The sequence below is a fragment of the Pseudomonas delhiensis genome, from assembly GCF_900187975.1.
GTDB lineage: Bacteria > Pseudomonadota > Gammaproteobacteria > Pseudomonadales > Pseudomonadaceae > Pseudomonas > Pseudomonas delhiensis.
In genome coordinates this window covers 78,001-104,433 of the sequence record NZ_FZPC01000028.1, presented here as the reverse complement: position 1 = coordinate 104,433, position 26,433 = coordinate 78,001, and the positions used below count along the sequence as shown (strand labels likewise).

Here is a 26,433-nt window from a genome sequence, read left to right as displayed (position 1 = left end):
ACCGGCGACGCCTTCAAGTCCCACGGCAGCAAGCACGGCTGGTGGGTGGTGGCGCAGCAGCAGGTGACCGCCCACGACGGCGACGCCTCGCGCGGGCTGAGCCTGTTCGCCAACTTCATCGTGCATGACCAGGCGACCAACACGGTGGACAACTACCAGCAGGTCGGCGCCGTCTACAAAGGCCTGTTCGACGCCCGGCCCAAGGACGACATCGGCCTGGCGGTGGCGCGCATCCACATCAACGACGATGTGACCAGGCACCAGAAGCAGATCAACGCGGTGTCCGGTATCGACGACTACGACAACCCGCTGTTCCAGCCGGTGCAGCACAGCGAGTACGACGCCGAGCTGTACTACGGGGTGCACGTCACCAACTGGCTGACCGTGCGGCCGAACCTGCAGTACATCAAGCATCCTGGCGGCGTCTACGAGGTGGACAACGCCCTGGTCGCCGGGCTGAAGGTCCAGTCCAGCTTCTGACGCGCGCATCGACTCGCTCCTGAGGTGCTGCTGTACTTGGCCCGCCCGCCATCATCGGGGCGGGCTTTTTGTTCGTAGGGGGATAACCGTTCGCGGTTATCCGCCGATACGCCGGCGTCACAGCCAACGCCCAGGTCAACCTCGGAGCCACCGGGCACCGAGGCCAAACGGCGGATAACGCCTGGGGCGTTATGCGCCCTACGTGGCTGGCGCCCTCATTGCCTCTACAGGGGCTATTGCGCCCCGGGACGAAAAAATCCGCACATGTGGCTGGGGTTCTATGCTTTTCAGGTAGAATCTGCGCTTTTTTCACCAACGTGTAGTAAAACTACACAGATGTCATGCCCCGGGAGCGTCCGGGAAGGGATTGATTCAGGACCTCCGGACAATGCTCGAGCATCCGCTGCAGCGCTTCTTCCATTCCATGCGTGCCAAGCGCCCCTTCGACTGGGTGCGCTTCCAGCGCCGCGACCTGCTGCTGATCGATCACCCCCTGTGCCAGGCGGTCTTCAGCCGCCAGGGCGCGCAACTGCTGCACTTCCGCCCCCAGGGCGAGCGCTCCATGCTGTGGTGCGCCAGCCAGTGGCCGGCCCTGAGCACGGCGCCCATCCGCGGCGGCATCCCGGTGTGCTGGCCGTGGTTCGGCAGCCACCCCAGCGAACCCGACTGGCCGCCCCACGGTTGGGCCCGCCAGCGCGAATGGCGCCTGCTCGACGCCCATGCCGACGAGAGCCTGGTGCAGGTGAGCTGGCAACTGGACATCGAGGACTGGCACGTGCGCCTGGACGCGCGCCTGGGCCGCGAACTGGAGATGGAGCTGTCCAGCTACCACGAGGACGACAGCGACTGCCTGTTCAGCTTCGCCCTGCAGCCCTACTGGCGCATCGGCTCGCTGCGCCGCAGCGTGGTCCACGGCATGGAGCTGGAGGGCGGCCAGCGCCCGGCGGCGCCGCTACCCAATACCTGGACGCCGCGGGGCGCGGTCAAGCAGGTGCTGTACAACACCGGTTCGCTGGTGCTGGAGGATGCCGGCTGGCAGCGCCGCCTGCGCATCGACAAGAACGCCGCCGCCGGCAGCGTCATCTGGCACCCCGGCAGCCGCGCGGTGGAGCAGGTGGAGCCGGGCGAGGCCGACCGCTTCCTGTGCATCGGCGCCGCCGGCTACCGCCCCGGCGGGCTGATCCTGGCCCAGGGCGAGCGCATGCGCCTGCGGCTGAAGGCCGGGTTGGTCTGACGGTTTCCGCTGCGCGGGGCTCGGGCAATCGCGGACAAATCCGCTCCTACGCCACATTATCCGCACCATTTCGATGTAGGAGCGCGCCCTGCGCGCGAATCGCGGGCAGGGCCCGCTCCTACAGCTCCAGGGAGGCACGATCGTAGGAGCAACTGTCTTGCCGGCTGCGCCGATGTGCTCTTCGTAGGAGCGAGCTTGCTCGCGAATAAGCCCCGCAGCGGAGCCTGTTCGCGAGCAAGCTCGCTCCTACGAGAAGCAGTGCCCCCGGCAGGGTAGGACTCCGTCCGCGATCGGTCGATCCCTGCGCCGAAATCGCGGATGAATCCGTTCCTACGAAATCACTGCGGCGGGCGTCAGTCTTCCTCGTCCAGCTGGTACCGCGTCGGCACCAGGCTCTCCTTGATCTTGCGCAGGTGCGGCTGGAAGTCCACGCCGCGGCGCAGGGTCACGCCGGTGGCCAGCACGTCGAGCACCGTCAGCTGGATGATCCGCGAGGTCATCGGCATGTAGATGTCGGTGTCTTCCGGCAGCGGGATGTCCAGGGTGAGGGTGCAGACCTTGGCCAGCGGCGAGTCGGCCGCGGTCAGGCCGAGCACCGAGGCGCCGTTGTCCCGCGCCAGGCGCGCCACGTCCACCAGCTCGCGGGTGCGGCCGGTGTAGGAGATCACCACGAACAGGTCGCCGGTGTGCGCCACCGAGGCGATCATCCGCTGCATCAGCACGTCGCTCTGCGCCGACACCGCCAGGTTGAAGCGGAAGAACTTGTGCTGCGCATCCAGCGCCACCGAGCTGGAGGCGCCGAGGCCGAAGAAGTGGATCTGCCGGGCCTGGATCAGCAGGTCCACGGCGCGGTCCACGGCGCGTGCGTCGATCAGCTTGTAGGCGGCGTCCAGCGAGGCGATGGTGCTGCCGAAGATCTTCCGCGTGTACGCCTCGGGGCCGTCGTCCGCGGCCACCGCCTGGGTGACGAAGGCCGCGCCGCTGGCCAGGCTCTGCGCCAGCTGGATCTTCAGCTCCGGGTAGCCGCTCATGCCGAAGGAGCGGCAGAAGCGGTTCACCGTCGGTTCGCTGACGCTCGCGGCCTGGGCCAGCGCGGCGATGCTGAAGCGGGTGGCCTGCTGCGGGTTCTGCAGGATCACCTCGGCGACCTTGCGTTCGGCCTTGTTCAAGTCTTCCAGGCGCGTCTGGATCTGCTCCAGCAGGTTCTTCATCCGTTCTCCTTGGTGGCCCCTGTGGGGCAATCGACGGCCGGGGACGTGCCCGCGGCCAGCGGCGCTATCCTAACGTCAGGTCGGCAGACGACCAACCGGACCGTGCCTTGGGAAAAATATGTTGTTTAATTACTACATTTTTGCCTTAATGGCCCGGTGTATTCGGCAAATGTTCCTCAAAATCTGTTTGGTAACAACAAATGCCTGATGTCCGCGTTCTGCCTTGCACCCTGGCGCTGTTCGGCGCGCTGGGCGACCTCGCCCTGCGCAAGCTGATCCCCGCCCTCTACCAGCTCGACCGCGAAGGCCTACTGCACGGCGACACTCGCATCCTCGCCCTGGCCCGCGAGGAAGGCGACCCCGCCGCCCACCTGGCCACCCTCGAGAAGCGCCTGCGCCTGGCCGTGCCGGCGCGCGAATGGGACGACGCCGTGTGGGCGCGCTTCCAGCAGCGCCTCAGCTACCTGAGCATGGACTTCCTCGACGCCGCTTCCTACCCGGCGTTGCGCGACGCGGTGCCGGCCGGCCTGCCGCTGGTGGCCTACTTCGCCACCCCGGCGGCGGTCTACGGCGGCATCTGCGAGAACCTCGCCGCCCTCGGCCTGGCCGAACGCACCCGGGTGGTGCTGGAGAAACCCATCGGCCACGACCTGGCGTCCTCCCGCGCGGTCAACGAGGCGGTGGCGAAATTCTTCCCGGAGAACCGCATCTACCGGATCGACCACTACCTGGGCAAGGAAACCGTACAGAACCTCATCGCCCTGCGCTTCGCCAACAGCCTGTTCGAGACGCAGTGGAACCAGAACCACATCTCCCACGTGGAGATCACCGTGGCCGAGAAGGTCGGCATCGAGGGCCGCTGGGGCTACTTCGACCGGGCCGGCCAACTGCGCGACATGGTGCAGAACCACCTGCTGCAGCTGCTCTGCCTGATCGCCATGGACCCGCCCAGCGACCTCTCCGCCGACAGCATCCGCGACGAGAAGGTCAAGGTGCTGCGCGCCCTGGAGCCGATCCCGCCGGAACAACTGGCCAGCCGCGTGGTGCGCGGCCAGTACACCGCCGGCTTCATCGACGGCAAGGCGGTGCCCGGCTACCTGGAAGAGGAACACGCCAACCGCATGAGCGGCGCCGAGACCTTCGTCGCCCTGCGCGTGGACATCCGCAACTGGCGCTGGTCCGGCGTGCCCTTCTACCTGCGCACCGGCAAGCGCATGCCGCAGAAGCTGTCGCAGATCGTCATCCACTTCAAGAACCCGCCGCACTACATCTTCGCCCCGGAGCAGCGCTCGCTGATCAGCAACCGCCTGATCATCCGCCTGCAGCCGGACGAGGGCATCTCTCTGCAGGTGATGACCAAGGACCAGGGCCTGGGCAAGGGCATGCAGCTGCGCACCGGGCCGCTGCAGCTGAGCTTCTCCGAGGCGTACCAGGCCGCGCGCGTGCCGGACGCCTACGAGCGGCTGCTGCTGGAGGTGATGCAGGGCAACCAGTACCTGTTCGTGCGCAAGGACGAGGTGGAGTTCGCCTGGAAGTGGTGCGACCACCTGATCGCCGGCTGGGAACGCCTGGGCGATGCCCCCAAACCCTATGCCGCGGGCACCTGGGGACCCCAGGCGGCCGTGGCGCTGATCGCGAGAGACGGGAAGGACTGGTATGGCGACCATTGATCCGAGTCTGCCGGCCGGCGTGCGCTGGACGGCCTGGGAAAGCCCGATGGCGCAGGCCCGCGGCCTGGCCGCCAGCGTGGCCGAGCAACTGCGCGGGGCCATCGCCGAGCGCGGCCGCGCGCTGCTGGCGGTGTCCGGCGGGCGCAGCCCGGTGGCATTCCTCGAAGCCCTGGGCGGCGAAGCCCTCGACTGGAGCAAGGTGACCGTGACCCTTGCCGACGAGCGCTGGGTGCCGGAAGCCCATCCGGACAGCAACGCCGGCCTGGTGCGCCGCCACCTGCTCAAGGGGCCGGCGGCCAGGGCGCTGTTCTGCGGCCTGTACCACTCGGCGCCGAGCCTGGAAGAGGCGGCGGCCATCGCCGACCGCCAGGTCGCCGAACTGGCCCTGCCCATCGACGTGCTGGTGCTGGGCATGGGCGACGACGGCCACACCGCCTCGCTGTTCCCGGCCAGCCCGGGCCTGGCCGAAGCCCTCGACCCCGCCGGCGCGCGCCATTGCCTGCCGGCCTGGGCGCCGAGCGTGCCGCACCAGCGCCTGACCCTCAGCCGTGCGCTGCTGGCCGCCGCGCGGGTGCAGCTGCTGGCGCTCCAGGGCGAGGCCAAGCTGGCCACCCTGAAGGCCGCGCTGGCCGTCGAAGACGAAGCAAGCATGCCGGTGAGCGCCTTCCTCCGCGCTCCCCTGTCGATCCACTGGTGCCCCTGAGGCACGGAGTTACCGCAACATGAGCCTTGATTCCCACATCCAGCGCATCGACGCCCTCGCCGAGCGCGCCCGCATCCTGCCGGTGATCACCATCGAGCGCGAGCAGGACATCCTGCCCATGGCCGACGCCCTGGCCGCCGGCGGCATCACGGTGCTGGAAGTGACCCTGCGTACCCCGCTGGGCCTGACCGCCATCCGCACCCTGGCCGCGCAGCGCCCGCAACTGTGCGTGGGCGCCGGCACCGTGCTGGACCCGCAGACCTTCCGCCAGGCGGAAGAGGCCGGCGCGCAGTTCATCGTCACCCCCGGCTGCACCGAGGAACTGCTGCAGCACGCGCTGAGCCGCCCGGTGCCGCTGCTGCCCGGCGTGGCCACCGCCTCCGAGATCATGGCCGCCTACCGCCACGGCCTGCGCCGCTTCAAGCTGTTCCCGGCCAAGGTGTGCGGCGGCGTCGAGGCGCTCAAGGCCTTCGCCGGCCCCTTCCCGGAGGTGCGCTTCTGCCCCACCGGCGGGGTAGGGCCGGACAACCTGAACGACTACTACCGCCTGGACAACGTGATGTGCGTGGGGGGCACCTGGATGCTGCCCAAGGCCGCCGTCGCCAGCGGTGACTGGGCCACGGTCGAGCGCCTGTCGCGCGAGGCCCTGGCGCTGCTCGAATCACACTGAGCTGTCCCGCGATCGGACGTGCCCGGCCTTGTGCCGGGCTTTTTTATGGAGGCGTATCCGCCCTGCGGGATGCCGCCGAGCGTAGGGCGAATAACCGTTCGCGGTTATCCGCCGCTACACCTTTCTTGTCGGCAACTTCGTGGTTGAGCTTGGTGTGGTTTTGAGGGCGACTCCGTGCTCGGCAGCGAGAGTGGCATGTGGCCGAGGTCAAACGGCGGATAACGCGGAGCGTTATTCGCCCTACGCCAAGCCCACCATGGTAGGGCGCATAACCGTTCGCGGTTATCCGCCGTCGGCCGGAACACCGGTGCCCAAGGAAAACGGCGGATGGTCTTCGAGGTAATGCCGCAGGCGCTCCTGCAGATAGGGCACCGCTTCGTTGTGGTCCAGGCCCAGGTACTCCTCCACCGCCATCAGCCGCCAGTACTGCCCCTCGTCGCCGAAGCGGATCGCCGCGAACTCCGCTGCCCGCAGCCGCGCCACCAGGAACCAGGCCCAGGGCGCCGGGCCGTGGGTGGCGCGGTAGCGGCGCTGCCATTCGATGCGCTCCCGGCCCAGGCGGATGGAGAATTCCTCCTCCAGCTCGCGCAGCGCGCATTCGGCCGGCGTTTCCGCGCCTTCGCGGCCGCCGCCGGGAAAATCCCAGCAGCCGGGGAAGGGGATGCCGGGCTTTTCGTCGCGTCGGTAGACCACCAGGTGGCCATCGTGGAACAGCGCCAGCTTGGCGCCGGTGAAGGCGGATTCGTCGTTCAACCCGGTTTTCCCCCTGAAAACGGCGCGAATGCCAAAAGCGGCTAGGCTTTCCCGATCACGGACGGTGCTTTGCCGCGCCCAAGCGCGTATGATGCGCGACCTTTTTCTTCGTTGCATGACACACCGGGAGGTGCCCAGATGAACGACACGCACGAAACCCCAGAAATTTCCCCCGCCGGCGAGAAGCTGCAGAAGGTCCTGGCCCGCCTGGGCGTCGGCTCGCGCCGTGACGTCGAGGCCTGGATCGAGGAAGGCCGGGTCAAGGTCAACGGCGTGGTCGCCAGCCTCGGCCAGCGTGTGGAGGGCCACGACGCCATCGCCGTCGACGAGCACCTGATCCGCCGCGAGCAGGCCGAAGAGCACGTGCGCCGCGTGCTGATCTACAACAAGCCCGAGGGCGAGGTCTGCACCCGCGACGACCCGGAAGGCCGCCCGACCGTGTTCGACCGCCTGCCGCGCCTGCGCAGCGGCCGCTGGATCAACGTCGGCCGCCTGGACATCAACACCACCGGCCTGCTGCTGTTCACCACCGACGGCGAGCTGGCCAACCGCCTGATGCACCCGTCCTACGAGATGGATCGCGAGTACGCCGTGCGCGTGCGCGGCGAGGTCGACGAAGAGATGATCGAGCGCCTGAAAGCCGGCGTGATGCTGGAAGACGGCCCGGCCAAGTTCAGCGACATCCAGCAGGCGCCGGGCGGCGAAGGCTTCAACCACTGGTACCACGTGGTGGTGATGGAAGGCCGCAACCGCGAAGTGCGCCGCCTGTGGGAATCCCAGGGCGTGGTGGTGAGCCGCCTGAAGCGCGTGCGCTTCGGCCCGGTGTTCCTCACCTCCGAACTGACCATGGGCCGCTACCGCGAGATGGACCAGCGCGAGCTGGACATCCTCAGCGAGGAAGTCGGCCTGAAGCCGGTGAAACTGCCGGAGATGACCACCAAGGCCAAGGACAAGCTCGAACGCCAGCAGCGCAAGCTGGCCAAACCGCTGGCGCGCAGCGAGCGCCCGGATGCCGGTCGCGGCAACCGCCAGCGCAAGGCGTCCTTCGAGGGCGAGCGTCCGGCCCGTGGCCAGCGTCCGGCGGCCGACCGCCCGGCCCGTGGTCCGCGCCAGGATTCCGACCGCCCGGCCCGCGGTCCGCGCCAGGACTCCGAGCGTCCGGTTCGTGGCCCGCGCCAGGACTCCGAGCGTCCGGCCCGCGGTCCGCGCCAGGATTCCGAACGTCCGGTCCGTGGCCCGCGCCAGGACTCCGATCGCCCGGCCCGCGGTCCGCGCCAGGACTCCGATCGCCCGGCCCGTGGTCCGCGCAAGGACTCCGATCGTCCGGCCCGTGGTCCGCGCCAGGACTCCGAGCGTCCGGCCCGTGGCCCACGCCAGGATGCCGATCGCCCGGCCCGCGCGCCGCGACCGGAAGGCCGTGGCAAGGCGCCGGCCGGCGAGGCGCCGCGTTCGCGTCCGGCCAAGCCGGGCGCCGAGCGTGACGAGCGCCCGTCCAAGCCGGTGGTGCGCAAGCCGCTGAACAAGCGCCGCCCGCAGCCGGCCGGCGACGGCATGCGCCCGGGCTTCAAGCGCTAAGCGCCAGGCATGGAAAAAGGGCTCCTCGGAGCCCTTTTCTTCGCCTGCGCAAATGTCCGCTCAGCCGGCGCAGGCCAGGCGGTTGCGGCCGTTGCGCTTGGCCGCGTAGAGCGCGGCGTCGGCCCGGTGCAGCAGGTCGTCGACGCGCTCGCCGGCGATCAGGGTGGCGCAGCCGAGGCTGATGGACAGCGGCACGTGCTGGCCGTCGACGGCAAAGTCCAGCTCCTGGACGGCCTGCCGCAGCCTCTCGCCGACCTGGGCGGCGCTGCTGCCCGGGGTGTTGGACAGCAGCACGAGGAACTCCTCGCCGCCGAAGCGGAAGACCATGTCGACGTTGCGCAGGCTGGCCTTGATCGCCCGGGCCACGCAGCGCAGGGCCTCGTCGCCGTGGCTGTGGCCGTGCTGGTCGTTGATGCGCTTGAAGTGGTCCAGGTCGAGCATCAGCACCGACAGCGGCTGCAGGCTGCGCCGCGCCAGCTCGACCTCGCGGCCCAGGGCCTGGTCCATGGCGATGCGGTTGCCGGTGCCGGTCAGCGCGTCGCGCAGGGCGGCCTGGATGGCCGCGCGGTAGAGCAGGGCGTTGCGCAGTGGGTAGAGCAGGCTGGCGATCAGGCTTTCCAACTGGCCCAGCTCGCTCTCGTCGAAGGGCCGGCGGCGGCGGAAGGCCAGCTCGCCCAGGTATTCCCCCGCGTGGTTGAGGTGATAGGTGGCGCCGTGGCTGGCCACTTCGCCGAACTCCAGGCGCAGGTCGGCGCTGCCGTTCTGGTAGCTCAGGTAGTCCAGCGGCAGCAGCGCCTGGATCTCCTGGAAGAACAGGCCCAGGACGCGTTCGGTCTCAAGGCTGGTCTGCAACTGCACGGCGAGCTGCCGGCGCACATCCGCCAGGCTGGCCGGGCGCCGGCCGCGCGGGCGGCTGCTCTCGCCAAGGCCCAGGCGCTGGAGCTTGGCGGTGTCGAAATCGATGGTGTTGGACTGCTTGGGCGGGGCCATGACGCGTGGCGACCTCTGGCGCAAAAACGGCGACAGTGAGGGCTGAGCTATTTTCGTGCCAACCCGCGGAAAGTTCTGTTCTGACGGCTCAAGGGACCGTCTGGCGCGGGCTTTGGTTCCGCGGGCGGGGGGAGGTCGCGGAAAGGGATGTCAAAATGATGGCGACTTTGCCGGGGTGGTCGCGGGGCCTTCCCCCGGGCGGAGCCGGAAAACCGGCGGGGCGGCCGCTGCGCCGCCCCGCGCCGGTCAGGCCTGGGCGTCGAAGGCCTGGCCGTTGACGCCGATGCTGTCCGGGCCCATCAGGTACAGGTAGACCGGCATGATCTCGTCGGGCGCCGGGTTGTTCGCCGGGTTCTCGCCCGGGTAGGCCATGGCGCGCATGCTGGTGCGGGTGGCGCCGGGGTTGACGCTGTTGGCGCGGACCGCGTTGGTGCCGTCGCACTCGTCGGCCATCACCTGCATCAGGCCTTCGGTGGCGAACTTGGACACCGCGTAGGCGCCCCAGTAGGCTCGGCCCTTACGGCCGACGCTGCTGGAGGTGAAGATCACCGAGGCGTCGCTGGCCAGCTTGAGCAACGGCAGCATGGCGTGGGTCAGCATGAACACCGCGTTGACGTTGACCTGCATGACGCGCATGAAGTTTTCCCCGGAGATCTGCTCGATGGGCGAGCGCAGGCCGAGGATGGAGGCGTTGTGCAGCAGGCCGTCGAGCTTGCCGCATTCCTTCTCGATGGTGGCTGCCAGCTCGTCGTACTGGTGCGGCTGGGCGGTTTCCAGGTTGAAGGGGATGACCACCGGCTGCGGGTGGCCGGCGGCCTCGATCTGGTCGTAGGTCTGGTTGAGGTTTTCCTCGCTCTTGCCCAGCAGCAGCACGGTGGCGCCGTGGGCGGCATAGGCCCGCGCGGCGGCGGCACCGATGCCGCGGCCGGCGCCGGTGACCAGGATCACCCGGTCCTTGAGCAGGTCGGGGCGGGCGGAATATTGGAACATGGAATCTCCTTCGGCGAGCTTCAAGCCGCAAGTCACAAAGAGCGGCTTGAGCTTGAGGCTTGCAGCTTGTTGCTTGGGGCTGCTGCTCTAGCAGCTACAGAGCGCGCGGTCGAGCACGGCCAGCAGGTCGCGGGGGTGGTCGACGATGACGTCGGCGCCCCAGTGCGCGGGGTTGTCCTCGGGGTGGATGTAGCCGTAGCGCACCGCCGCGGTCTTGGTACCGGCGGCGCGGCCGGACTCGATGTCGCGCAGGTCGTCGCCGATGAACAGTACCTGGGCCGGGTCGATGCCCAGCTGGCTGCAGGCCAGCAGCAGCGGCTCCGGGTCGGGCTTGCTGTTGGTCACGTGGTCCGGGCAGACCAGCACCGCCGAGCGCTCGGCCAGGCCCAACTGCTGCATGATCGGTTCGGCGAAGCGCACCGGCTTGTTGGTCACCACGCCCCAGATCAGGTTGGCCCGCTCGATGCTTTCCAGCAGCTCCGGCATGCCGTCGTACAGGCGGCTGTAGACCGCGCAGTGGTCCTGGTAGCGGTCGAGGAATTCCTGGCGCAGCGTCTCGAAGCCGGGAGCTTCGGGGTCCATGTCGAAGGTCGCGGCGACCATGGCGCGAGCGCCGCCGGAGACCACGTCGGCGATGCGCTGGTCGTCGATCGGGGCGCGGCCGTGGGCGGCGAGCATGGCCTGGCACACGGCGATGAAATCCGGCGCGGTGTCCAGCAGGGTGCCGTCCATGTCGAAGAGAACCGCTCTGAGCTGCATCGGCGTCATTCCTCGCGCAGGGTCTGGATCATGTAGTTGACGTCGACGTCGTCGGCCAGCTTGTAGTGCTTGGTCAGCGGGTTGTAGGTCAGGCCGACGATGTCCTTGACCGCCAGGCCCGCATCGCGCGACCAGGCGCCCAGCTCGGAGGGGCGGATGAACTTCTTGAAGTCGTGGGTGCCGCGCGGCAGCAGGCGCATGACGTACTCGGCGCCGACGATGGCGAACAGGTAAGCCTTGGGGTTGCGGTTGATGGTGGAGAAGAACACCTGGCCGCCGGGCTTGACCATCCTGTGGCAGGCGCGGATCACCGAGGCCGGGTCGGGCACGTGCTCGAGCATCTCCAGGCAGGTGACCACGTCGAACTGCCCGGGCATTTCCTCGGCCAACTGCTCGGCGGTGGTGCGCCGGTATTCCACCGGCACGCCGGATTCCAGCTGGTGCAGCTGGGCCACCGCCAGCGGCGCCTCGCCCATGTCGATGCCCATGACGGTGGCGCCGCGCTGGGCCATGGCCTCGCTGAGGATGCCGCCGCCGCAGCCGACGTCCAGCACCTTCTTGCCGGCCAGGCTGGCGCGCTCGTCGATCCAGTTGACGCGCAGCGGGTTGATGTCGTGCAGCGGCTTGAACTCGCTCTCGCGGTCCCACCAGCGATGGGCCAGTGCCTCGAATTTGGCGATCTCGGCGTGGTCGACGTTGCTCATGGCGTACCTTCGTTGCAAATCATGGGAAATCGTGGCGCGCAGGCCGACTATGATGCCAGCTTCGCGCGGCGGATGGGCGCGGCATGACAGATTGTCGCAGCCGCGCCCGGCGGTGTTCAGGCGCCGGCGATGCGCCGGCCCCAGGCGCCGGCCTCGGCGGCCAGGCGGCCCTCGTCCAGGCGCGTCAGGCGGCCGGCGTCCAGCAGCTGCTTGCCGCTGACCCACAGGTGGCGCACGCAGTCGCGGCCGCTGGCGTAGATCAGTTGCGAAACCGGCTCGTAGACCGGCTGCTGGGCCAGCCCGGAGAGGTCGAAGGCCACGAGGTCGGCGGACTTGTCCAGCTCCAGCGAGCCGATCTCCTGCTCCAGGCCCAGGGCGCGGGCGCCGTTCAGGGTGGCCATGCGCAGCGCGCGGTGGGCGTCCAGGGCGGTGGCCTGGCCGGCCACGGCCTTGGCCAGCAGGGCGGCGGTGCGGGTTTCGCCGAGCAGGTCGAGGTCGTTGTTGCTGGCCGCGCCGTCGGTGCCTATGGCTACGTTGACCCCGGCCTGCCAGAGGCGTTCCACCGGGCAGAAGCCGCTGGCCAGCTTGAGGTTGGACTCGGGGCAGTGGATCACCGAGCTGTTGGTCTCCACCAGCAGCTCCAGGTCCTCGTCGCTCACCTGGGTCATGTGCACGGCCTGGAAGCGCGGCCCCAGCAGGCCCAGGCGGTGCAGCCGGGCCAGCGGGCGCTCGGCGTGCTTCTCCAGGGCCTGCTGGACCTCGAAGGCGGTCTCGTGGACGTGCATCTGGATGCCGGCGTCGAGCTCCTCGGCCAGCATCAGCACGTTCCCCAGCTTGTCGTCGCCGACCGTGTAGGGCGCGTGCGGGCCGAAGGCCACGCGGATGCGCGGGTGGTGCTTGAGGTCGTCGTGCAGGGCCACGCCCTGGCGGATCGCCTCCTCGGCGTCGCGGGCGCCGGGCATGGGAAAGTCCAGCACCGGCACGCACACCTGGGCGCGGATGCCGCTGTCGTGGACCGCCTCGCAGGTCACCCGCGGGTGGAAGTACATGTCCGAGAAGCAGCTGATGCCGCCCCTGATCTGCTCGGCGATGGCCAGCTCGCTGCCGGTGCGCACGAAGTCCTCGTCCACCCATTTCGCCTCGGCCGGCCAGATGTGCTCCTGCAGCCAGGTCATCAGCGGCAGGTCGTCGGCCAGGCCGCGGAACAGGCTCATGGCGGCATGGCCGTGGGCGTTGACCAGGCCCGGGGCGAGCAGCATGCCCGGCAGCTCGCGGGTTTCCGCCGCCGGATGGCGCAGGGCCTCGGCGCGCGGGGCGAGCAGGGCGATGCGGCCGTCGCGGATGCCCAGCGCATGGTCGCGCAGGACCACGCCGGCGGGTTCCACCGGGACTATCCAGGTCGGCAGCAGAAGCAGGTCGAGAGGGGCTTTGGCGTCGGGCATGGGGCGCTTCCTGCGGCGCGGGAACGGGTGCCCGGCAGTATACCCGAGCGCCTTGGCCTGCGGCTCGTTATACTCGCGGGTTTTCCCGGCCCTGGCCGGGCTCGATATCGGCGTGCCGCCCGGCGCGCCCGGACCTGATAGAAGAAAGAGGTGTTCCATGCGTGAGCGACTGTTGGCGGCCGAGCGGGTCACGGCCATTGATTGGCGCAAGGGCACCCTCCGTCTGCTCGACCAGCGCCTGCTGCCGCTGGAGGAAACCTGGCTGAGCTACGACAGCGCCGCCGGCGTCGCCGAGGCCATCCGCCAGATGGTGGTGCGCGGCGCCCCGGCCATCGGCATCGCCGCGGCCTATGGCCTGGTACTGGGCCTGCAGGCCCGCCTGAACAACGGCGGCGGCTGGCGCGAGGCCCTGGAGGACGACTTCCGCGTGCTGGCCGAGTCGCGGCCCACCGCGGTCAACCTGTTCTGGGCGCTGAACCGCATGCGCGAGCGCCTCGACCGCCTGAAGCCGGGCGACGACCCGCTGCAGGTGCTGGAGGCCGAGGCCATCGCCATCCACGAGAGCGACCGCGAGGCCAACCTGACCATGGCCCAGCTCGGCGTCGAGCTGATCCGCAAGCAGCACGCCGGTCCGCAGAAGATCCTCACCCACTGCAACACCGGCGCCCTGGCCACCGGCGGCTTCGGCACCGCCCTGGGGGTGATCCGCGCGGCGCACCTGGAGGGCCTGGTCGAGCGCATCTACGCCGACGAGACCCGCCCCTGGCTGCAGGGCGCGCGCCTGACCGCCTGGGAGCTGGCCAACGAAGGCGTGCCGGTGACGCTCAACGTCGATGCCGCGGCGGCGCACCTGATGAAGACCGAGAGCATCACCTGGGTCATCGTCGGCGCCGACCGCATCACCGCCAACGGCGACGTGGCGAACAAGATCGGCACCTACCAGTTGGCGGTCAACGCCATGCACCACGGCGTGCGCTTCATGGTGGTGGCGCCCAGCTCGACCATCGACATGAACCTGGAGAGCGGCGAGGACATCCCCATCGAGGAGCGCGACGGCCGCGAACTCCTGGAAATCGGCGGCAAACGGGTGGCGGCCGAGGTGGATGCCTACAATCCGGTGTTCGACGTGACCCCGGCGGACCTGGTCGATGCCATCGTGACCGAGCGCGGCGTCGTCGAGCGCCCCGACGCCGAGCGCATGGCCCAGTTGATGAGCCGCAAGCGCCTGCATTGAGGGCGCCGGGCGGGGATAGGTGTTCCCCCTGGCTTGTGGTAAGCTCCGACGGTTCTCAGTGGGGCCTTTTTCTGGCCCCGTCGATTGCGCGGATCAATGACCTAAGTCTTTGATTTGTTGTGAGTCGATGGCGTTCTGATGGCGCCGTCGCACTCCGCCGGGCTCGGGATGGGCGAGGCGGAGTTCCATCTGCAAAAGGAACCAGGCTTCTCATGGGCGAACTGGCCAAAGAAATCCTCCCGGTCAACATCGAAGACGAACTCCGACAGTCCTACCTCGATTACGCCATGAGCGTGATCGTCGGTCGTGCCCTGCCCGATGCGCGCGATGGCCTCAAGCCCGTGCATCGCCGCGTCCTGTACGCCATGAGCGAACTGGGCAACGACTGGAACAAGCCCTACAAGAAATCCGCCCGTGTGGTCGGCGACGTGATCGGTAAATACCACCCGCACGGCGACACCGCGGTGTACGACACCATCGTGCGCATGGCCCAGCCGTTCTCGCTGCGCTACATGCTGGTGGACGGCCAGGGCAACTTCGGTTCGGTGGACGGCGACAACGCCGCGGCCATGCGCTACACCGAAGTGCGCATGGCCAAGCTGGCCCACGAGCTGCTGGCCGACCTGGACAAGGAAACCGTCGACTGGGTGCCCAACTACGACGGCACCGAGCAGATCCCGGCGGTCATGCCGACCAAGATCCCCAACCTGCTGGTCAACGGTTCCAGCGGCATCGCCGTGGGCATGGCCACCAACATCCCGCCGCACAACCTCGGCGAAGTGATCGACGGCTGCCTGGCGCTGATGGACAACCCCGAGCTGACCGTCGACGAGCTGATGCAGTACATCCCCGGCCCCGACTTCCCCACCGCCGGCATCATCAACGGCCGCGCCGGCATCATCGAGGCCTACCGTACCGGCCGCGGGCGCATCTACATCCGTGCCCGCGCCGACATCGAGGACATGGAGAAGGGCGGCAACCGCCAGCAGATCATCATCACCGAGCTGCCCTACCAGCTGAACAAGGCGCGGCTGATCGAGAAGATCGCCGAGCTGGTGAAAGAGAAGAAGATCGAAGGCATCACCGAGCTGCGCGACGAGTCCGACAAGGACGGCATGCGCGTGGTCATCGAGCTGCGCCGCGGCGAAGTCGGCGAGGTGGTGCTGAACAACCTCTACGCCCAGACCCAGCTGCAGAGCGTGTTCGGCATCAACGTGGTGGCCCTGGTCGACGGCCAGCCGCGCACGCTGAACCTCAAGGACATGCTCGAGGTGTTCATCCGCCACCGCCGCGAAGTGGTGACCCGGCGAACCGTCTACGAGCTGCGCAAGGCCCGCGAACGCGGGCACATCCTCGAAGGCCAGGCGGTCGCCCTGTCGAACATCGACCCGGTGATCGAGCTGATCAAGACCTCGCCGACCCCGGCCGAGGCCAAGGAGCGCCTGATCGCCACCCCCTGGGAATCCAGCGCGGTGGAAGCCATGGTCGAGCGCGCCGGCGCCGATGCCTGCCGCCCGGAAGACCTGGACCCGCAGTACGGCCTGCGCGACGGCAAGTACTTCCTGTCGCCGGAACAGGCCCAGGCCATCCTGGAACTGCGCCTGCACCGCCTGACCGGCCTGGAGCACGAGAAGCTCCTGTCCGAATATCAGGAAATCCTCACCCTGATCGGCGAGCTGATCCGCATCCTGACCAACCCGCAGCGCCTGATGGAAGTCATCCGCGAGGAACTGGAGAAGGTCAAGGCCGAGTTCGGCGACGCCCGCCGCACCGAGATAGTCGCGTCCCAGGTGGACCTGACCATCGCCGACCTCATCACCGAGGAAGAGCGCGTGGTGACCATCTCCCACGGCGGCTACGCCAAGTCGCAGCCGCTGGCCGCCTACGAGGCCCAGCGCCGCGGCGGCAAGGGCAAGTCGGCGAGCGCGGTGAAGGAAGAGGACTACATCGAACACCTGCTGGTGGCCAACAGCCACGCCACCCTGCTGCTGTTCTCCAGCAAGGGCAAGGTCTACTGGCTGCGCACCTTCGAGATTCCGGAAGCTTCGCGCACCGCGCGCGGCCGTCCGCTGGTGAACCTGCTGCCGCTGGACGAGGGCGAGCGCATCACCGCCATGCTGCAGATCGACCTGGAGGCCGTGCGCGCCCAGTTCGCCGGTGACGAGGGCGATGACGACGACGTGGTCGCCGAGCAGGTTGCCGAGGTGGTGGAGGCCGAAGAGGCCGAAGAGGGCGACGACGCCGACTTCAGCCAGGACGAGCCGACCGGTGCCTACATCTTCATGGCCACCATGAAAGGCACCGTGAAGAAGACCCCGCTGATCCAGTTCACCAAGCCGCGCTCCAACGGCCTGATCGCGCTGAAGCTGGAGGAGGGCGACTCGCTGATCGCCGCCGCCATCACCGACGGCTCGAAGGACGTGATGATGTTCTCCGACGCCGGCAAGGTGATCCGCTTCAAGGAAAGCAAGGTGCGCATCATGGGCCGCAACGCCCGTGGCGTGCGCGGCATGCGCCTGGCCGAAGACCAGCGCATCATCTCCATGCTGATCCCCGAATGCCGCGAGGCGCAGATCCTCAGCGCCTCCGAGCGCGGTTACGGCAAGCGCACCCCGCTGGCCGACTACCCGCGCCGCGGCCGTGGCGGCCAGGGTGTGATCGCCATGGTCATCAACGAGCGCAACGGCAAGCTGGTGGGCGCCGTGCAGGTGCTGGACGGCGAGGAGATCATGCTGATTTCCGACCAGGGCACCCTGGTCCGCACCCGCGTCGACGAAGTCCGCGGCGCGGGCCGCAATACCCAGGGCGTGATCCTCATCAAGCTGGCCGCCGACGAGACCCTGGTCGGCCTGGAGCGGGTGCAGGAGCCGACCGTGGTCGAGGGCGAAGTCGTGGACGACGAAGCGTTCGACGAGAACCCGGAAGCAGACGAAGCCGCGGCCGAGGAAGCGCCGCAGGCCAGCGAAGACTGACTAGCGAGAGTGGATGTGAGCAAGCGAGCCTATAACTTCTGCGCAGGTCCCGCTGCGCTTCCCACCGAGGTGCTGGAGCGCGCCCGCGAAGAGTTGCTCGACTGGCAGGGCAAGGGCCTGTCGGTCATGGAGATGAGCCACCGCAGCGACGACTACGTGGCCATCGCCGAGAAGGCCGAGCAGGACCTGCGCGACCTGATGGGCGTGCCGTCGAACTACAAGGTGCTGTTCCTGCAGGGCGGCGCCAGCCAGCAGTTCGCCGAGATCCCGCTGAACCTGCTGCCCGAGGACGGCGTGGCCGACTACGTGGAGACCGGCATCTGGTCGAAGAAGGCCATCGAGGAAGCGCGCCGCTTCGGCAACGTCAACGTGGTCGCCAGCGCCTCGAAGTACGACTACTTCGCCATTCCCGGGCAGAACGAGTGGAACCTGAGCCCGGGCGCCGCCTATCTGCACTACGCGTCCAACGAGACCATCGGCGGCCTGGAGTTCGACTGGGTGCCGGAGGTGGGCGACGTGCCGCTGGTGGTGGACATGTCCTCGGACATCCTCTCGCGCCCGATCGACGTGTCGAAGTTCGGCCTGATCTACGCCGGCGCGCAGAAGAACATCGGCCCGTCCGGCCTGGTGGTGGTCATCGTCCGCGAAGACCTGCTGGGCCGCGCCCGCAGCATCTGCCCGACCATGCTCAACTACAAGGTCGCCGCCGACAACGGCTCCATGTACAACACCCCGGCCACCTATTCCTGGTACCTCTCCGGCCTGGTCTTCCAGTGGCTGAAGGAGCAGGGCGGCGTCGAGGCCATGGAGAAGCGCAACCGCGCCAAGAAGGACATGCTGTACGGCTTCATCGACGGCAGCGACTTCTACACCAACCCCATCCAGCCCAGCGCCCGTTCCTGGATGAACGTGCCCTTCCGCCTGGCCGACGAGAAGCTCGACAAGGCCTTCCTCGCCGGCGCCGACGCCCGTGGCCTGCTCAACCTCAAGGGCCACCGCTCGGTGGGCGGCATGCGCGCCTCCATCTACAACGCCCTGGGCCTGGACGCCATCGAGGCCCTGGTGGCCTACATGGCGGAGTTCGAGAAGGAGCACGGCTGATGAGCGACGCTGACCAGCTCAAGGCTTTGCGCGTACGCATCGACAGCCTCGACGAGAAGATCCTCGAGCTGATCAGCGAACGCGCCCGCTGCGCCACCGACGTGGCGCGGGTGAAGATGCAGTCCCTGGCCGAGGGCGAGAAGCCGGTGTTCTACCGGCCCGAGCGCGAGGCCTGGGTGCTCAAGCACATCATGGAACTGAACAAGGGCCCGCTGGGCAACGAGGAAGTGGCGCGGCTGTTCCGCGAGATCATGTCCTCCTGCCTGGCCCTGGAGCAGCCGCTCAAGGTCGCCTACCTCGGCCCCGAGGGCACCTTCACCCAGGCCGCGGCGCTCAAGCACTTCGGCCATGCGGTGATCAGCACGCCGATGGCGGCCATCGACGAGGTGTTCCGCGAAGTGGCCGCCGGCGCGGTGAACTTCGGCGTGGTGCCGGTGGAGAACTCCACCGAGGGCGCGGTGAACCACACCCTGGACAGCTTCCTCGAGCACGACATGGTGATCTGCGGCGAGGTCGAGCTGCGCATCCACCACCACCTGCTGGTGGGCGAGAACACCAAGACCGACAGCATCACCCGCATCTATTCCCACGCCCAGTCCCTGGCCCAGTGCCGCAAGTGGCTGGACGCGCACTACCCGAACGTCGAGCGCGTGGCGGTGCCGAGCAACGCCGACGCCGCCAAGCGGGTGAAGAGCGAGTGGAACAGCGCGGCCATCGCCGGCGACATGGCGGCCAGCCTGTACGGCCTGGACAAGCTGTTCGAGAAGATCGAGGACCGCCCGGACAACTCCACGCGCTTCCTCATCATCGGCAACCAGGAAGTGCCGCCCACCGGCGACGACAAGACCTCGATCATCGTCTCCATGCGCAACAAGCCCGGCGCGCTGCACGAGCTGCTGGTGCCGTTCCACACCAACGGCATCGACCTGACCCGCATCGAGACCCGCCCCTCGCGCAGTGGCAAGTGGACCTACGTGTTCTTCATCGACTTCGTCGGCCACCACAAGGACCCGCTGATCAAGGACGTGCTGGAGAAGATCAACAGCGAAGCCGTGGCGCTGAAGGTGCTGGGCTCCTATCCCAAAGCGGTACTTTAACTGCGGCGGCAGGCGGCAGGCGGCAGGCTACAGGCGGTGAAGAGCGTCTATGCCTGCGGCCTGGGGCCTGTAGCCTGAGGCCTCAGATATGTCGTGTGACTTCCTCGCCCTGGCCCAGCCGGGCGTACAGAAACTTTCGCCCTACGTGCCGGGCAAGCCGGTCGACGAACTGGCCCGCGAGCTGAACCTGGACCCGGCGAAGATCGTCAAGCTGGCCAGCAACGAGAACCCGCTGGGCCCCAGCGCCAGGGTGCTGGAAGCGATCCGCGGCGAACTGGCGGAAATGACCCGCTATCCCGACGGCAACGGCTTCGAACTGAAGAGCAAGCTGGCCCAGCGCTGCGGCGTGACCACCAGCCAGGTGACCCTCGGCAACGGCTCCAACGACATCCTCGACCTGGTCGCCCGCGCCTACCTGGCCCCGGGCCTGAACGCCGTGTTCAGCCAGTACGCCTTCGCCGTCTACCCGATCTCCACCCAGGCCGTCGGCGCCGAGGGCAGGGCGGTGCCGGCCAGGGACTGGGGCCATGATCTGGAAGCCATGCTGGCGGCCATCGACGCCGATACCCGCGTGGTGTTCATCGCCAACCCGAACAACCCCACCGGCACCTGGTTCGGCCCGGACGCCCTGGAGCGCTTCCTCGCCCGCGTACCGCAGAACGTCCTGGTGGTGCTGGACGAGGCCTACATCGAATACGCCGAGGGCGACGAACTGCCCGACGGCCTGGCCTACCTGGCCCGCTATCCGAACCTGCTGGTCTCGCGCACCTTCTCCAAGGCCTACGGCCTGGCTTCGCTGCGCGTCGGCTACGCCATCTCCTCGGCGCAGATCGCCGACGTGCTCAACCGCGTGCGCCAGCCGTTCAACGTCAACAGCCTGGCCCTGGCCGCCGCCTGCGCCGCGCTGGACGACGCCGAGTACCTGGCCGAAGGCAAGCGCGTCAACGACGCCGGCATGCAGCAGCTGCAGGACGGCCTGCGCGCCCTGAACCTCACCTGGATTCCGTCGAAGGGCAACTTCCTCGCCGTCGACCTGCAGCGCGACGCCGGCCCGGTCTACCAGGCCCTGCTGGCCGAGGGCGTGATCGTCCGTCCGGTGGGCGGCTACGGCATGCCGCAGCACCTGCGCATCTCCATCGGTCTGCCGGAAGAGAACGCGCGCTTCCTCGAAGCCCTGGCCAAGGTGCTCGCCCGTGCCTGAGGTGACGCCACGCAAGCTCCGCCGTCTGGTGGTGGTGGGGCTGGGCCTGATCGGAGGCTCCTTCGCCAAGGGGCTGCGCGAGAAGGGCCTGTTCGAGGAGGTGGTCGGCGTCGACCGCGACCCGCAGACCCGCCGTCTGGCGGTGCAGCTGGGCGTGGTCGACCGTTGCGAGGAAAGCCTGCGCGAAGGCTGCCGCGACGCCGACGTGATCCAGCTCGCCGTGCCCATCCTGGCCATGGAGAAGGTGCTGGCGGAACTCGCCACCTTCGACCTCGGCCATGCCGTGCTCACCGACGTCGGCAGCGCCAAGGGCAACGTGGTGCGCGCGGCCAGGGCCGCCTTCGGCGAGATGCCGGCGCGCTTCATTCCCGGCCATCCCATCGCCGGTTCCGAGCAGAGCGGGGTGGAAGCGGCCAACGGCAAACTGTTCCGCCGTCATAAAGTCATCCTCACGCCGCTGGATAATGCCGATGCGGACGCGGTCCAGTGCGTCGAGGCGCTGTGGCGCGAGCTGGGCGCGGACGTCGAGCTGATGGAAGTCGAGCACCACGACGAAGTGCTCGCCGCCACCAGCCACCTGCCGCACCTGCTGGCCTTCACGCTGGTCGACTCGCTGGCCAAGCGCAGCGAAAATCTGGAAATCTTCCGTTATGCCGCCGGCGGCTTCCGCGACTTCACGCGGATCGCCGGCAGCGACCCGACGATGTGGCACGACATCTTCCTTGCCAACCGCAAGGCGGTGCTGCGCATCCTCGACGTTTTCCGCGACGACCTCGACGCCCTGCGCGAGGCCGTCGATGCAGGGGACGGGCAGCAACTGATGGGCGTCTTCACCCGCGCCCGCGTCGCCCGTGAACATTTCAGCAAAATCCTGGCCCGCCGGGCCTATGTGGACGCCATGCACAACAACGACCTGATTTACCTGGCCCAGCCGGGTGGCCGCCTGTCCGGGCGCGTACGCGTTCCGGGCGACAAGTCCATCTCCCACCGCTCGATCATGCTCGGCTCCCTGGCCGAAGGCACCACCGAGGTGGCCGGCTTCCTCGAGGGCGAGGACGCCCTGGCCACCATTCAGGCGTTCCGCGACATGGGCGTGGTCATCGAAGGCCCGCATCACGGCCGCGTGACCGTCCACGGCGTCGGCCTGCACGGCCTGAAACCGGCGCCGGGCCCCATCTACCTGGGCAACTCCGGCACCTCCATGCGCCTGCTCAGCGGCCTGCTGGCGGCGCAGCCGTTCGACAGCGTGCTGACCGGCGATGCGTCGCTGTCCAAGCGCCCGATGAACCGCGTGGCCAAGCCGCTGCGGGAGATGGGCGCGGTGATCGAGACCGCTCCGGAAGGGCGCCCGCCGCTGACCATCCGTGGCGGCCAGAAGCTGACCGGCATGCACTACGACATGCCGATGGCCAGCGCCCAGGTGAAATCCTGCCTGCTGCTCGCCGGCCTCTACGCCGCCGGCGAAACCTCGGTGACCGAGCCGGCGCCGACCCGCGACCACACCGAGCGCATGCTGCGCGGCTTCGGCTACCCGGTGGACGTCGAAGGCAGTACCGCCAAGGTCGAAAGCGGCCACAAGCTCAGCGCCACCAGCATCGAGGTGCCGGCGGACATCTCCTCCGCGGCCTTCTTCCTGGTTGCGGCTAGTATCGCCGAAGGTTCGGAGATCGTCCTCGAACACGTCGGCATCAACCCGACCCGCACCGGCGTCATCGACATCCTCAAGCTGATGGGCGCCGACATCACCCTGGAGAACCAGCGCGAAGTGGGCGGCGAGCCGGTGGCCGACCTGCGCGTGCGCTCGGCCAGGCTGAAGGGCATCGATATCCCCGAGGACCTGGTGCCCCTGGCCATCGACGAGTTCCCGGTGCTGTTCGTCGCCGCTGCCAACGCAGAAGGCCGCACCGTGCTGCGCGGCGCCGAAGAGCTGCGGGTGAAGGAATCCGACCGCATCCAGGTCATGGCCGACGGCCTGCTGGCCCTGGGCGTGAAGTGCGAGCCGACCCCGGACGGCATCATCATCGACGGCGGCCCCTACGGCGGCGGCGAAGTCTGGAGCCACGGCGACCACCGCATCGCCATGTCCTTCAGCGTGGCCTCGCTGCGCGCCTCGGCGCCGATCCGCATCCACGACTGCGCCAACGTCGCCACCTCCTTCCCGAACTTCCTCGGCCTGGCCGCGGGCGCCGGCATCCGCGTGGCGGAGGAGGGCAACTGATGGCCGCCTCCGACTTCGCCGCGGCCTGGCCGGTGCTCGCCATCGACGGCCCCAGCGGCTCCGGCAAGGGCACCGTGGCCGGCATCCTGGCCAAGCGCCTGGGCTGGAACCTGCTGGACTCCGGCGCGCTCTACCGCCTGCTGGCGTTCGCCGCCGGCAACCACGGCATCGACCTGACCAACGAGGAAGCCCTCAAGGTCCTGGCCGCGCACCTGGATGTGCAGTTCACCCACGCCAAGGGCGGGGAAGGCCAGCACATCATCCTCGAAGGCGAAGACGTCACCGACACCATCCGCACCGAGCAGGTCGGCGCCGGCGCCTCCCAGGTCGCCGCGCTGCCGGCGGTGCGCGACGCCCTGCTGCAGCGCCAGCGCGCCTTCCTCGAAGCCCCGGGCCTGGTGGCCGACGGCCGCGACATGGGCACCGTGGTGTTCCCCGGCGCGCCGCTGAAGATCTTCCTCACCGCCTCGGCCGAGGAGCGCGCCCGACGCCGCTACCTGCAGCTCAAGGGCAAGGGCGTGGACTGCGACATGGCCGCGCTCACCGAGGAAATCCGCGCCCGCGACGAACGCGACAGCCAGCGCAGCGTAGCCCCGCTGAAGCCGGCCGAAGGCGCCATCGTGGTCGACTCCACCAGCATGAGCATCGAGGCGGTGGTGGACAGCATCCTGGCCGAAGTCGAGAGGCTCGGTCTGACCGACTGAACCCCGGGAATCCTTCAGCCACGGCCGTTTTCGGTACGACGTGGTTGAAGAGATTTCTGAGGATGTTTCCTCCTGATGCTGAGGACGTTTCTTCTAGAGACGTCTTGCCCGGGCTGCCAAAATTCCGCGCTGTCCAATAGCGCCCGCTCCCCCTGAGCGGGCCGGGAACAGCGTGGAGGCCCCTTGTCCGACCGTCCCGTCCCCGCCGCACTGCACGCTTCGCAGGGCGCGTGGGTCCAGTTGTTGCTCGCACTGACCCGGCGGGAAATCCTGGCGCGCTACCAGGGCGCCCTGTTCGGGCGGCTGTGGCTGCTGCTGTCGCCGTTCCTGCTGCTGGCGGTCTACACCTTCGTATTCGGCCATGTGCTCAAGTCGCGCTGGGGGGCTGGGCAGAGCACGGGTTCCTTCGCCCTGACGCTCTTCGCCGGGCTGCTGCTCCACGGCATGCTGGCGGACAGCCTGTCGCGCGCGGTCACGGTGATGCACAACCACCGCAACCAGGTGAAGAAGCTGGTCTTCCCGCTGGACATCCTGCCGCTGTCGCTGGCCCTTTCCGCCCTGTCGAACGCCGTCATCGGCTTTCTCGTGCTGCTCCTGCTGATGCCCTGGTTCGGGCAACCGCTGGGCTGGAACATCCTCTACCTGCCGCTGGCCCTGTTGCCCTTCCTGTTGTGCGTGTGCGGCCTCAGCTGGATCATCGCCGTGTTCGGCGCCTACTTCCGCGATACCAGCCAGTTCATCCAGTTCCTGCTGGTGCTGCTGCTGTTCCTCAGCCCGGTGTTCTACCCCGTGAGCGCCTTGCCGGAAGCCCTGCGTCCCTACCTGCTGCTCAATCCGCTGAGCGTCCCGGTGGAGGCGGTGAGGGCCAGCCTGTTCGGCATGCCCATGCCGCCGGCGGGCGTCCAGCTGGGGTATGCCGGCATCGCCTGCCTGCTGGCGGCGCTGGGGTGGCTGTGGTTCCGGCGCATGAAGGATGGCTTCGCCGATGTCCTCTGAACGGCTCGCCGATACCGCGCCGGCGGTGGTCGCCGAGGCCCGCCCGCTGGGGCAGATGCTCGTCGGGCGCGGCCTGTGCGGCGCCCAGGAACTGGAGCGGGCGCTGGAACTGCAGGCCCGGATCGGTGGGCGCCTGGGGGCGATACTGCTGCGCTCGGGCGGTGTTTCGGAGGCGGCGCTGCTGGAGGTGCTCGCCGAACAGCTGCGCATGCCCCTGGTGGGAACGGACCTGGAGGCCCCGGGCAACGCCGAGCTTCTGGCCTTTCTCGAGGCGACCCCCCTCGGCGTGGAATGGTTCGTCGCCGAGCAGGTGGTCGTCTGGGGCGATGCCCGGGGGACGCTGCTGATCGCTTCCCGCGACCCGCTGGCGCCCTTCGTCCTGGAGGTCCTGCGCTATTTCCATCCCGGCCAGCCGTTGTGCCCGGTGCTGTGCCGCTCCCAGGACCTCGACGCCTGGCTGGAGCTGCTCAAGGAGCGCCTGCAGCAGGAAAGCCGCGAGGAACTGCGCTTCGCCTCCGATGACATCCGACAGCTGCGGGAGATGGCGGAGGAAGCGCCCATCGTCGAGCTGGTCAACAACGTCATGAGCCAGGCGGTGGAAAAACGCGCCTCGGACATCCACATCGAGCCGCGCGAGTTCAATTTCCACATCCGCTTCCGCATCGATGGCGTCCTGCAATCGCAACTGAGCCTGCCGCGGGAGCGCTTCGCCGCGGTGGTGTCGCGGATCAAGCTGATTTCCGCCATCGACATCGCCGAACGGCGCCTGCCCCAGGATGGGCGGATGAGCACGAGGGTCGGCGGGCAGGACATGGACATCCGGGTTTCCACCCTGCCAGGGGTGCACGGCGAGTCGGTGGTGATGCGCCTGTTGCCCAAGGCCCGCGAAGGCCTGCGCCTGGACCGCCTGGGGATGCTGGCGGACCACCTGGAGCTGATGCGCGCCTGGATCGGCGAGCCGCACGGCATCGTGCTGGTCACCGGGCCGACCGGCTCTGGCAAGTCGACGACTCTCTACGGCACGCTCGAAGCCATCAACGATGGCATTCGCAAGATCATCACGGTGGAGGACCCGGTCGAGTACCAGGTACCGAACATCACCCAGGTCCAGGCCCATGCCGATATCGGCCTGACCTTCGCCGCCGCCCTGCGCTCGATCCTGCGTCAGGACCCGGACGTGATCATGATCGGCGAGATCCGCGACCTGGAAACGGCGGAGATCGCCGTGCAGTCCTCCCTCACCGGGCACCTGGTCTTCTCGACGCTGCACACCAACGATTCGCTCAGCGCCTTCACCCGCCTCATCGACATGGGCATCGAGCCTTTCCTGGTGGCCTCTCCGGTGCGTGGCGTCCAGGCCCAGCGCCTGGTGCGAACCCTGTGCCGGCATTGCGCGGAGCCCTATGAGCCGAGCCTGGCGGCGGAAGACCAGGCCGCGCTCGACGCGGCGATCCTGCGCCTCTACCCGGGGCAGGCCCCCAACTGGCATCGCGCCAGGGGTTGCGAACTGTGCCAGGGCACGGGCTACCACGGGCGCCTGGGGATCTACGAAATGGTGGATGTCAGCCCCGAATTGCAGACGCTCATCCTGCAGCAGGCGCCCCTCGAGCAGATGCGCCGGCTGGCGGCCGGCCAGGGGTTCCGCAGCATGCGCGAGGACGGCTTCATCAAGGCCTGGCTGGGCCTGACCTCGCTGGACGAGGTACATCGGGTCACCAGCGGTTAACGC

General features: G+C 68.6%; 21 protein-coding genes and 1 pseudogene. 15 read left to right on the top strand and 7 right to left on the bottom strand.

Annotation, left to right across the window (positions count from 1 at the left end):
- Both CHC02_RS23585 and CHC02_RS23580 read left to right on the top strand, forming a co-directional pair.
- Positions 1-480: carbohydrate porin (locus CHC02_RS23585; RefSeq protein ID WP_176450345.1), on the top strand; the 480-nt coding region annotated here is incomplete at its 5' end.
- 388 nt (positions 481-868) lie between these two features.
- Positions 869-1,714 (top strand): D-hexose-6-phosphate mutarotase, encoded by an 846-nt coding sequence (locus CHC02_RS23580; protein WP_089393827.1) that lies wholly within the window; start codon positions 869-871, stop codon positions 1,712-1,714.
- A 353-nt stretch (positions 1,715-2,067) separates the two neighbouring features.
- Here the strand turns inward: CHC02_RS23580 and CHC02_RS23575 are convergent, their stop codons facing one another.
- Positions 2,068-2,925 (bottom strand): MurR/RpiR family transcriptional regulator, encoded by an 858-nt coding sequence (locus tag CHC02_RS23575; RefSeq protein WP_089393826.1) that lies wholly within the window; start codon positions 2,923-2,925, stop codon positions 2,068-2,070.
- Positions 2,926-3,125: 200 nt separating this feature from the next.
- Here CHC02_RS23575 and zwf point away from each other — a divergent pair, with 200 nt between their 5' ends.
- From zwf to CHC02_RS23560, 3 genes are read left to right on the top strand one after another with little or no spacing between them, the layout of a single operon-like run.
- Entirely contained in the window at positions 3,126-4,595 is a 1,470-nt protein-coding gene (zwf, locus tag CHC02_RS23570) for a glucose-6-phosphate dehydrogenase (RefSeq protein ID WP_089393825.1), read from the top strand.
- Positions 4,582-5,298 (top strand): 6-phosphogluconolactonase, encoded by a 717-nt coding sequence (pgl, locus tag CHC02_RS23565; protein WP_089393824.1) that lies wholly within the window; start codon positions 4,582-4,584, stop codon positions 5,296-5,298. Before zwf ends, pgl begins: the two co-directional genes overlap by 14 nt.
- A 19-nt stretch (positions 5,299-5,317) precedes the next feature.
- Positions 5,318-5,968 (top strand): bifunctional 4-hydroxy-2-oxoglutarate aldolase/2-dehydro-3-deoxy-phosphogluconate aldolase, encoded by a 651-nt coding sequence (locus CHC02_RS23560; RefSeq protein ID WP_089393823.1) that lies wholly within the window; start codon positions 5,318-5,320, stop codon positions 5,966-5,968.
- A gap of 282 nt (positions 5,969-6,250) precedes the next feature.
- On the opposite strand, the gene CHC02_RS23555 is transcribed toward CHC02_RS23560, so the two are convergent.
- Complete coding sequence (locus CHC02_RS23555; RefSeq protein ID WP_089393822.1) at positions 6,251-6,721, bottom strand: NUDIX hydrolase; 471 nt, start codon at positions 6,719-6,721, stop codon at positions 6,251-6,253.
- 138 nt (positions 6,722-6,859) lie between these two features.
- Between CHC02_RS23555 and rluB the strand changes: the two are divergent.
- Positions 6,860-8,047, top strand: a pseudogene (gene rluB, locus CHC02_RS23550) (23S rRNA pseudouridine(2605) synthase RluB); the annotation flags it as partial.
- 309 nt (positions 8,048-8,356) lie between these two features.
- Here rluB and CHC02_RS23545 read toward each other — a convergent pair.
- The 5 genes from CHC02_RS23545 to CHC02_RS23525 all read right to left on the bottom strand — a co-directional run bounded on the left by CHC02_RS23545 (position 8,357) and on the right by CHC02_RS23525 (position 13,181).
- On the bottom strand, positions 8,357-9,286 hold the full coding sequence (locus tag CHC02_RS23545) for a GGDEF domain-containing protein (RefSeq protein WP_089393820.1): 930 nt from the start codon (positions 9,284-9,286) through the stop codon (positions 8,357-8,359).
- Positions 9,287-9,532: 246 nt separating this feature from the next.
- Complete coding sequence (locus CHC02_RS23540; protein WP_089393819.1) at positions 9,533-10,276, bottom strand: YciK family oxidoreductase; 744 nt, start codon at positions 10,274-10,276, stop codon at positions 9,533-9,535.
- A gap of 87 nt (positions 10,277-10,363) precedes the next feature.
- A complete protein-coding gene (gene mupP, locus CHC02_RS23535; protein WP_089393818.1) occupies positions 10,364-11,044 on the bottom strand; it encodes an N-acetylmuramic acid 6-phosphate phosphatase MupP in 681 nt (226 codons plus the stop codon).
- The gene (ubiG, locus tag CHC02_RS23530; protein ID WP_089393817.1) at positions 11,041-11,739 is read right to left on the bottom strand and encodes a bifunctional 2-polyprenyl-6-hydroxyphenol methylase/3-demethylubiquinol 3-O-methyltransferase UbiG; all 699 of its coding nucleotides are present in this window, start codon (positions 11,737-11,739) and stop codon (positions 11,041-11,043) included. Before ubiG ends, mupP begins: the two co-directional genes overlap by 4 nt.
- A gap of 116 nt (positions 11,740-11,855) precedes the next feature.
- A complete protein-coding gene (locus tag CHC02_RS23525; RefSeq protein ID WP_089393816.1) occupies positions 11,856-13,181 on the bottom strand; it encodes a TRZ/ATZ family hydrolase in 1,326 nt (441 codons plus the stop codon).
- A gap of 157 nt (positions 13,182-13,338) precedes the next feature.
- Here CHC02_RS23525 and mtnA point away from each other — a divergent pair, with 157 nt between their 5' ends.
- The 9 genes from mtnA to CHC02_RS23480 all read left to right on the top strand — a co-directional run bounded on the left by mtnA (position 13,339) and on the right by CHC02_RS23480 (position 26,430).
- Positions 13,339-14,415, top strand: coding sequence for an S-methyl-5-thioribose-1-phosphate isomerase (gene mtnA, locus CHC02_RS23520; protein ID WP_089393815.1), 1,077 nt, complete (start codon positions 13,339-13,341; stop codon positions 14,413-14,415).
- A 212-nt stretch (positions 14,416-14,627) separates the two neighbouring features.
- Positions 14,628-17,387: a DNA gyrase subunit A gene (gyrA, locus tag CHC02_RS23515; protein WP_089393814.1), complete on the top strand. Its 2,760-nt coding sequence runs from the start codon at positions 14,628-14,630 to the stop codon at positions 17,385-17,387.
- A 15-nt stretch (positions 17,388-17,402) separates the two neighbouring features.
- Entirely contained in the window at positions 17,403-18,488 is a 1,086-nt protein-coding gene (gene serC, locus CHC02_RS23510) for a 3-phosphoserine/phosphohydroxythreonine transaminase (protein WP_089393837.1), read from the top strand.
- A complete protein-coding gene (gene pheA, locus CHC02_RS23505) occupies positions 18,488-19,585 on the top strand; it encodes a prephenate dehydratase (protein ID WP_089393813.1) in 1,098 nt (365 codons plus the stop codon). The genes serC and pheA overlap by 1 nt, the downstream gene beginning before the upstream one ends.
- 88 nt (positions 19,586-19,673) lie before the next feature.
- Positions 19,674-20,786: a histidinol-phosphate transaminase gene (gene hisC / locus CHC02_RS23500; RefSeq protein WP_089393812.1), complete on the top strand. Its 1,113-nt coding sequence runs from the start codon at positions 19,674-19,676 to the stop codon at positions 20,784-20,786.
- Complete coding sequence (locus tag CHC02_RS23495; protein WP_089393811.1) at positions 20,779-23,004, top strand: bifunctional prephenate dehydrogenase/3-phosphoshikimate 1-carboxyvinyltransferase; 2,226 nt, start codon at positions 20,779-20,781, stop codon at positions 23,002-23,004. Before hisC ends, CHC02_RS23495 begins: the two co-directional genes overlap by 8 nt.
- On the top strand, positions 23,004-23,708 hold the full coding sequence (gene cmk, locus CHC02_RS23490) for a (d)CMP kinase (RefSeq protein ID WP_089393810.1): 705 nt from the start codon (positions 23,004-23,006) through the stop codon (positions 23,706-23,708). Before CHC02_RS23495 ends, cmk begins: the two co-directional genes overlap by 1 nt.
- 183 nt (positions 23,709-23,891) lie before the next feature.
- A complete protein-coding gene (locus CHC02_RS23485; RefSeq protein WP_089393809.1) occupies positions 23,892-24,704 on the top strand; it encodes an ABC transporter permease in 813 nt (270 codons plus the stop codon).
- On the top strand, positions 24,694-26,430 hold the full coding sequence (locus tag CHC02_RS23480; protein WP_089393808.1) for a GspE/PulE family protein: 1,737 nt from the start codon (positions 24,694-24,696) through the stop codon (positions 26,428-26,430). The genes CHC02_RS23485 and CHC02_RS23480 overlap by 11 nt, the downstream gene beginning before the upstream one ends.
- Positions 26,431-26,433: the final 3 nt, after the last annotated feature.